This is a genomic window from Duganella sp. GW822-FHT06D06 (assembly GCF_058799615.1).
This window is the reverse complement of sequence record NZ_JBXALQ010000041.1, coordinates 1-8,152: the sequence shown is the minus strand read 5'-3', so window position 1 is coordinate 8,152 and position 8,152 is coordinate 1. Positions and strand designations below refer to the sequence as shown.

The following is an 8,152-nucleotide window of genomic DNA, read 5'->3' as shown; positions in this document are numbered from 1 at the left end:
CCCGGCCGCGCGCGCGCTGGCCGCCGGCGCCGTGGCCGTGCTGCTGGGGCTGGCCGCGTGGCAGCTGGCGCCGCGCGGGTCGGCCCCGCTGTCCGGCCCGGCGGCCGGCGGCTATTCGGCGGCGCAGCAGCTGCAGCGCAGCCTGGCGGCGCTGCACAGCTTCGACCGCCCGGGCAGCCTGGACCTGGCCAGCCGCGGCTTTTTGACCGTGCTCGAACATGACGCCGGCAACGCCGCGGCGGCGGCCGGCCTGTCGCTGGCCTACAGCTTCCGCTACGCCGGCGACGGCCAGGACAACGTCTGGCTGCGGCGCGCCGACGCCGGCGCCCAGCAGGCGCTGGCGCTCAACGACGAGGTGGCGCTGGGCCATGCGGCGAGCGCGCTGGTGCTGCTGAACCAGGACCGCGCCGAACCGGCGCTGGCCGCCGCCGCGCGCGCGCTGGCCCTCGACCCGGGCGATTTCTTCGCGCTGTACACCCGGGTCATGAGCCTGAACCGGCTGGCGCGCTACCCGCAGGCGCTCGAGGCCGCCGCCGCCGGCCTGCGCCTGTATCCGCAGGAGCGCGCGTTCCACGACGAGATCGCGCACACCCACGAACTGCGCAACGACAGCCGCGCGGCGGAACAGGCTTACCGGCGCAGCATCGCCGTGCAGCCCGACGCGGTGCTGGCCTACGCCAACCTGAGCGGCACGCTGCTGCGCCAGAACCGCACCGCCGAAGCGCTGCAGATATTGCAGCAGGGCCTGCAGATCCGGCCCAGCGGCTTGCTCTACGACAGCCTGGGCAATGCGCTGTTTCGCGCCGGCGACTACGTCGGCGCGGCCAAGGCCTTCACCCATGCGGTCGAACCCGCTACTGGCAACCCGGCCAGCTATATCTACTGGGCCAATCTGGGCGACACGCTGCTGTGGGTGCCGGGACGCCGCGCCGAGGCGCGCCGCGCGCACCAGCGCGCCCGCGAACTGCTGGCGCCGCGGCTGACCTCCGATCCGGGCGAGGTGACCTGGGTATCGCAGATGGGTTTGTACGCCGCGCGGGTCGGCGACGCCGACGACGCCCGGCGGCGGATGGCGCGCGCGCTGGCGATGGCGCCGGGCGATGCGCGCACCCACTTCCGCGCCGGACTGGCATATGAATTGCTAGATGATCGTTCAGCAGCACTGGCAGGCATCGCCAAGGCGATCCAGCTGGGCTACCCGCGGCATTTTATCGAGTCCGAGCCGGACTTGACGGCGTTGCGACGCGACCCGCGCTATGCGGGCGCCGACCGCGCCAAGCCGTCACCTTAACCGTCGCGCCACCTTGAAGGAAGCAACCATGAAACCCGTCAACCAGTTCGTCACCCTGGAAGTCCGCTTCGACTACCGCCAACTCACCGACGACCCGTACTGGCAGATGCTCGACCAGGACGGCCGCCCGATCGAGGTCGAGGACGGCCTGCAGACCGGCATGTTCGCGCTCGATACCCAGCACAACTTCAGCGTCGCGGTGCTCGCCGTCGGCCTGCCCGACGACGACATCGCGCTGCAGGTGGTCGATTGCCACCTGATCACCTTGCCGATGATGTTTGCCCTCACCAGCCGCCCCGACGAGCTGCCCGGCATCCCCGGCACCTATCCCTACCCGTCGCCGTTTTTCAAGCCCAAGTCTCCGCACGTCGCCGCCAGCGGCAGCGCCTGCACTTCCTTCTACAGCGACAATCACTTCATCCGCCAGCCGGACCTGCCGCCCGCCCTGGGGCGGCAGCGCTGGCAATCGGCGGTCCAGCACGAGGTCGTCAACGCCGGCCGCTGGGACACCCGCTTCGCGCTGACGGTGGCGATCACGCGGCGCGGCGCGACCAGCTACCGCGTCTTCAGCTTCGACCCGGAAAGCTCGTCCAGCTCGGGCGGCACGCCGCCGCGCCCGCTGCCCTGAACGCCCAGGCCGAGCGCGTCCAGGCGGCGGCGCAGCGCCTCGGCCGGCGTCTTGAGCAGCGAGGCGCAGGCGCCGAGCGCGCCGCCGCTGGCCGCCAGCGCGGCGCGCAGCTCCTCCGGCCCGATCTGCTCGGCGCGCCGGATCTGCGGATGCGCCGCCAGCAGCTTGTACATCGACGGCCGCGAAATGCCCAGCGCGGCCGAGGCCGCCAGTATGGTCCAGCCGTTGGCCTCCATCGCCGCCAGCACCTGCGCCGCGTCGATGGCCGACAAGGGCCGGCGCGCCGGCGCCGACCGGGTGGCGGCGGCGCGCGCGGCGCTGGTCGCGGCCGGCAGGCGCGGGACATCGACCAGCGCCGCGAACGAGGGCGACTCGCCCTGCGCCAATCCCATCACGGCCCGCGCGACCACATGCGCGAGCTGGCGCACATTGCCGGGCCAGTCGTAGTTGGCGCAGGCGCCGACCAAGGCCGGCGGCAACACCACGCCGGCCTGCCGCGCCGCCGCGCTGCCCTGCAGCAGATGCACGATCAGCACGCCGATATCCTCGCGCCGGGCGCGCAGCGGCGCCAGCCGGATCACCAGGCTTTCCAGCCGCCGCAACAGCGGCTGGTTGAACGACGGGGCGTACACATCCTGGTCGGTGGCGGCGATCAGGCGCGCGTTCGAGCGCACATCCTGCGCCGCGCCCAGCGGCCGGTAGACGCCGCTCTCCAGCACGCGCAGCAGCATCGGCTGGACGCTGGCCGGCGTATTGCCGATCTCGTCGAGGAACAGGGTGCCGTCGCGCGCTTCGGCAAACAGGCCGGCGCGCGCGGCCTGGGCGCCGGTGTAGGCGCCGCGCGCCGCGCCGAACAGGTCGGCCGCGGCCAGCGATTCATTCAGCGCCGCCATGTTCACGCTGACCAGCGCGGCCGGCGCGCGCCGGCCCAGCGCATGGATGGCGCGCGCCGCGACTTCCTTGCCGGTGCCGGTTTCGCCCAGCAACAGCACCGGCGCCTCGCTGGCCGCGGCCTGGCGTATCAGGTCGCGCGCCCGGATCGCGGCGGCGCCGACGCCCAGCAGGCCGTCGACCGGGTTGTCCTTGGGCAGGCAAGTCATCCAGTGGATACAGACCAGCACGCTGCGCCCCAGCCCCAGCACCGCGCCCGCCTCGACCTGGGCGGCGTTGACGAAGGCGCTGTCGACGATTTCAACTCCGTTGAGCTCGACAACCATGCGGCTGTGCGGCACCGACACGCGGATGCCGTCGTTGCCGTCGCGTGCGATCAGCACCGGATCGCGCGAAATGCCGCCATGGCCCAGCGCCAGTCCCTCGGCGGCGGGGCGCTGGAACAGCGGCAGGAAGCGGCTCAGCTCGACGGTTTGCGCGCCGGTGCCGCCGATGAACTGTTCGCCGACCCGCCCCAGGTCGGGATGCCAGAGTATCGTCAGCGCCAGCAGCGGCCGGTCGTGGATGGTCGCCGCGCCCAGCGGCGAGGTCAGGGTCAATTCGGAATCAATCATATGGCATCAATCTTACCAGCACGGCAACGCTGTTCGCCACCGATTCACGCTGCGGTGCCGGCCCGCGCTCAATGCTCGGGCACGTGGATGCTGGCCTTGATGTGCTTGAGGTGGGCAACGATGGTGAAGGTCATCACCACCAGCAGCGACCAGGAGCTCCACTTGCCGACATGCACCGCCGACCAGGCGCCCAGCTGGTTGGGATAGCGCCACACGCCCCAGAAGGTGCTCAGGTTCTCGGCCAGCCAGATGAAGAAGCCGATCAGCACAAAGGCCAGCAGCATCGGCATGCGGCGCTCGCGGTCCAGCGGCCGGAACACCACCGTGGTGCGGGCGTACAAGCCCAGCGCGCAGGCCGCCAGGTACCAGCGGTAGTCGCCCAGATAGTGGTGGGTGAAGAAATTCACATAGATCAGCACAGCGATCAGCACCGCCATCCAGTACGGCGGATGATGGCGGATGCGCAAGTCGAACAGGCGCCAGGCCTGGATGATGTAACTGCCCACCGCCGCATACATAAAGCCCGAGAACAGCGGCACGCCCCACAGCTTGGTATAGGCGAAGTCCGGATAGCTCCACGACTGGATGGTTGCCGACACCTTGAACACTTCCAGCGCGAAGCCGACCACATGGAACAGGCTGACCGCCTTCAGCTCGTCCCAGCTCTCCAGCCCGGCCCACACCATGCCGAGCTGGATCGCCAGCGCCGCCACCAGCAGCACATCGTAGCGCGGCAGGCCCAGCACGCCGGCGCGCGGCGCCAGCAGCACGGCGCCGAAGAACAGCGCGACGAACAGGCAAGCCCTCGCCTCCTTCAGGCCGAAGTACAGGAATTCGGCCGCGAAGCGCCCCCAGCCGCGCAGGCCGGGACGGGCGGAATAGTCGAGCAGATGGTGGTCCAGCGCAGCGAGCATGGCGGTTCAGCTTGGATATTGGGCAAGCGACTCTAGCGCTACCAGGCGCCTCTGTCCAGAAGCAACCGGCAAAAAAAAACCGGGCAACCAGTGCCCGGTTTTCAGACTGCCAGTTCTAAGCGATTAGAACGTGTAGCTGGCGCTGGCTGCGAAGGTACGGAATTGCGGCGTGGTGAACGTGTCACGATAGTTCACTTGCGCATCCTTGTTCAGCAGGTTGTTGATGTACAGGCTCAGCTTCACGTTCTTGATGCCGGAGTACGACAGGTTGTAATCCAGCGTGGTGTTGCTGCGCACGCGTTCGCATGCAGCCATGTTGGCGGCGCTGACACCGTTGGTGGCGCAGTAGTTCAGGCTGTCGTCGCTGTTCAGGCTGTAGCCGCCGGTGTAGTTGACGGTGGTGCCATGATCGAACGCGCCGACTTTCAGCGAAGCGCGCAGCTTGGTACGCAGACGCGAGCCGGCGTCGAAGTTGCCGGCCGAGTTGATACCGTAGGCGTTGTCAGCGACTTCGAAGACCTGGTAGTTCAGCGCGTAGGTGCCTTCCAGTTTCAGACGCAGGTCGCCGACGTTCTGGATCTTCACGCGGCCGGCCACGTCGAAGTCGAAGCCCGAAGCACGGGTCTTGCCACTGTTGACGTATGGGTTGTAGACCAGGCCCAGCTTGCCGACGCCACCAAAGTTGATGGTGTTGGTTGGTGCATACTTCTTGACCAGCTCCAGGAACTCGTTGTCGGCGGCGCTGTTATCGGTGCGCAGCAGTTGGCCGGCTGGCAGCGAAGCTTCGCCTTTCAGTACGTCGCCCACGGCGCGGGTGCCGATTTCATCCTTGCGCTCGATATTGTAGTAGTCGAGTGCCAGGGTCCAGTTCTTGATCGGCTCGAACACCAGGCCGAGCGTGAACGAGCGCGAGGTTTCCGGCTTCAGGTCGGGATTCGACGACACAAAGCTCGGCAGCGAGCCCTTGCAATCGTTGTTGAGGAAGGTGTTGGCCAGCGTCTTGTCGGTGGTGGTCGCGGTCGGCGAATTCTGAACCAGCTTGTTCAGCTCAGTGGCGGTCGGGCAACGACGCAGGTCGTTGACGAGCGTCGCGACCGAGCTACGACCCAGGCCGTTACCGGATTCGACGATGTTCGGCGCGCGGAAGCCACCGGAGACCGTACCGCGCAGCAGCAGGGTTTCGGTGGCGTTGAACTTCAGGCCAACCTTAGGCGAGACGTGGGCTTCGCTGCCGCTGGTTTTGTCGGCGCGCAGAGCGGCGCTCAATTCCAGTTTCTTGACGACCGGGATGGTCGCTTCGGTGAACACCGCATAGTGGCTGACGGTGTCTTTGACTTGCAGGCCGAAGATGCCGACCAGATCGCCGCGCAGGACGTTGTCCGAGCTCGCCATCTCATACGATTCGCGACGCAGGTCGGTACCGACCGCGACGCTCAGCGGACCGGCTGGCAGCTGGGCCACGGCGCCGGACACGGTGGCGTCGAAGAACGCAATCTTCGATTTGCCTTTGGTGGTACGGACCGGGAACATCGCTTCCAGCAGGGCTGGATCGTTCTTCTGGCCGAACTTGTAGGTGTTGTTGACGATCGCGTCGGTGTAGCCCTGCTTGCTAGGCGCGCGGGTGGCCTTGGTGGCCGACGAGGTCATGTAGCCTGCCGCCGATTTCCAGTCGTACTCGCCGACGGTGCCGTTCAGGGCCAGCATGGCGCGGCTCTGGTCGGACTCGGTGCGGTTGAAGTTGAAACCGTTGCCGGTGTCCATCAGGCGCGCGCGCAGTTCGATCGCTTGCGGATAAGGATTGCCGTTATTGCCAATTGGCAGTTTCGGATAGGAGAACGGGCCGACCATCTTGCCGTCGATCGCGTTGTACCAGACGTTGGTGCCGGTGGTGGTGCCGCCGTTGTTGGTGCTGAACGGCAAAACGATGTAATCGTTGGTGGCGCCAGCGGTCATGAGTTCAAAGTTGGCGTCGATGTTGGCGCCGATCTTGAAGTGCGTATTGCTCATCGCCGCATAGCGCTTGTTGTTGGTCGTCAGGCCGTTGTACGGCAGCGCGTCCCATTTGCACAGCTTGTCGGTCGGGTCGATCTGGTCGGCCGGGCAGCCGGCACCAGCGACGATCTTGGCGCTGTTGAAGAAGTAGTTACCGGTCGGCGAGTATGGGCTGCGGGCATCCCAGGTCGAGCGGCTAGGGGCTTTGCGGTACCAGTCCGGGTACTTGCCGCGCATTTCGCCCTGGGTGTAGCCGTCGCGCTTGTAGCCTTCGAAGGTGACGTAGGTGTTGAAGCCCTGCTTGTCGATGTCGCCGTAGCCGTAGATCGCCGAGGCGCTGCGGTTGCGGTTGTCCTGGAAGCCGTCGGCGGTCTCGTAGTTGACCGTGACCTTGCCGCCTTCGAAGTCCTTGCGCAGGATGATGTTGATCACGCCGGCGATCGCGTCGGAACCGTAGATCGCCGAGGCGCCGTCTTTCAGGATCTCGATGCGCTCTACCGCGTCGGTCGGGATCGCATCCAGATTGGTGAAGTTTTCCTGCGCGCCGTCGGCCAGGCCGTACGGCGAGATGCGGCGGCCGTTGACCAGGATCAGGGTCGAAACCTTGCCCAGGTTGCGCATTTCGATGCCGGACGAACCGGTGGCGAAGCTGCCCGAACTGGCGGTTGCCGAGTTGATGTTGGTGGCGGTGGCGCTCGACGAACGCAGCAGGCCCAGGACGGTGTGCTGGCCGGTACGCTCGATGTCGTCGCGGGTCAGGATCTGCACCGATGCGGCGGCTTCGTTGTCGGTACGCTTGATGCTGGAACCGGTGATTTCGACGCGTTGGAGCTTGGGTTCGGCTTCAGCGGCTTGCTGAGCGATCGCGTGCTGTGAGAAAGCGACGGTCAATGCGATAGCAATCGCACTTTTTTTAAAAAGTGGTTTATTCAAGAACTGCTCCCAGATGTGGTGTGTATTTAATCTGCGCGTTCGCTATCGCCCACCGGGGTACGATGAACCTAGCTTTTCACGTCTAACCGCAAATTCTGCACACACATGGTGCAGGTGACAAGGGATACAGAACGTTACATTACAATTTAGTTAGTTTATTTGTGTGTTTGTTGTTTTCTGGAACAGTTGCCACTAAAAACAGCGACGCAAACAACAATGGGGCCGGGCGCGTTCGCGTTGGCGAACAGGCCCGGCCCCATCATCGGCTGGCGGCGGAACGACAGTTCCGCCGGCCGGCTTCAAAGCGATTATTGCAGTTTGATTTCGACGTCGACACCAGCTGGCAGGTCCAGCTTCATCAGTGCGTCAACGGTCTTGTCGGTTGGGTCGACGATGTCCATCAGGCGCTGGTGGGTACGGATCTCGAACTGGTCGCGCGAGGTCTTGTTGACGTGTGGCGAACGCAGAACGTCGAAACGCTGGATGCGGGTTGGCAGTGGGACTGGGCCCTTGACAACGGCGCCGGTGCGCTTAGCGGTGTCAACGATTTCCAGTGCGGACTGGTCGATCAGCTTGTAGTCGAAAGCTTTCAGGCGGATACGGATTTTCTGGTTTGGTGCGGACATGATATTTCCTCAAAAGAGCGAACTGACAACTATGTAGCGTCAGCAATATTTAAAAGAACGAGTTATTACTGCAACGGCCGACATGGTATCACACCATGCCGGCCGTGTTTCATCTCAGCGCTTAAAAATTAAGCGATGATTTTAGCAACAACGCCGGCGCCGACGGTACGGCCGCCTTCGCGGATCGCGAAGCGCAGACCTTCTTCCATCGCGATCGGGTTGATCAGCTTGACGGTGATCGACACGTTATCGCCTGGCATAAC

The 8,152-nt window shown here is 65.5% G+C and carries 7 protein-coding genes; 2 read left to right on the top strand and 5 right to left on the bottom strand.

The features are described 5' to 3' along the window. Together AC1RMD_RS30990 and AC1RMD_RS30985 are read left to right on the top strand one after the other, a co-directional pair. On the top strand, positions 1-1,291 hold a 1,291-nt coding region (locus tag AC1RMD_RS30990; RefSeq protein WP_492932678.1), incomplete at its 5' end, for a tetratricopeptide repeat protein. 28 nt (positions 1,292-1,319) lie between these two features. After that, complete coding sequence (locus AC1RMD_RS30985) at positions 1,320-1,919, top strand: hypothetical protein (protein ID WP_492932676.1); 600 nt, start codon at positions 1,320-1,322, stop codon at positions 1,917-1,919. Here AC1RMD_RS30985 and AC1RMD_RS30980 read toward each other — a convergent pair. From AC1RMD_RS30980 to AC1RMD_RS30960, 5 genes are all read right to left on the bottom strand, one after another. Beyond that, positions 1,847-3,424, bottom strand: coding sequence for a sigma 54-interacting transcriptional regulator (locus tag AC1RMD_RS30980; protein ID WP_492932674.1), 1,578 nt, complete (start codon positions 3,422-3,424; stop codon positions 1,847-1,849). The two genes, AC1RMD_RS30985 and AC1RMD_RS30980, sit on opposite strands and share 73 nt — an antisense overlap. Before the next feature lie 68 nt (positions 3,425-3,492). Then, positions 3,493-4,338, bottom strand: coding sequence for a DUF817 domain-containing protein (locus tag AC1RMD_RS30975; RefSeq protein ID WP_492932672.1), 846 nt, complete (start codon positions 4,336-4,338; stop codon positions 3,493-3,495). Between the two features lie 123 nt (positions 4,339-4,461). Continuing rightward, positions 4,462-7,221: a TonB-dependent receptor plug domain-containing protein gene (locus tag AC1RMD_RS30970; protein ID WP_492932670.1), complete on the bottom strand. Its 2,760-nt coding sequence runs from the start codon at positions 7,219-7,221 to the stop codon at positions 4,462-4,464. Between the two features lie 350 nt (positions 7,222-7,571). After that, on the bottom strand, positions 7,572-7,889 hold the full coding sequence (gene rpsJ, locus AC1RMD_RS30965) for a 30S ribosomal protein S10 (RefSeq protein WP_005663509.1): 318 nt from the start codon (positions 7,887-7,889) through the stop codon (positions 7,572-7,574). 128 nt (positions 7,890-8,017) lie between these two features. Next, a partial coding sequence (locus AC1RMD_RS30960) for an EF-Tu C-terminal domain-related protein (RefSeq protein WP_479715022.1) occupies positions 8,018-8,152 on the bottom strand: 135 nt, incomplete at its 5' end.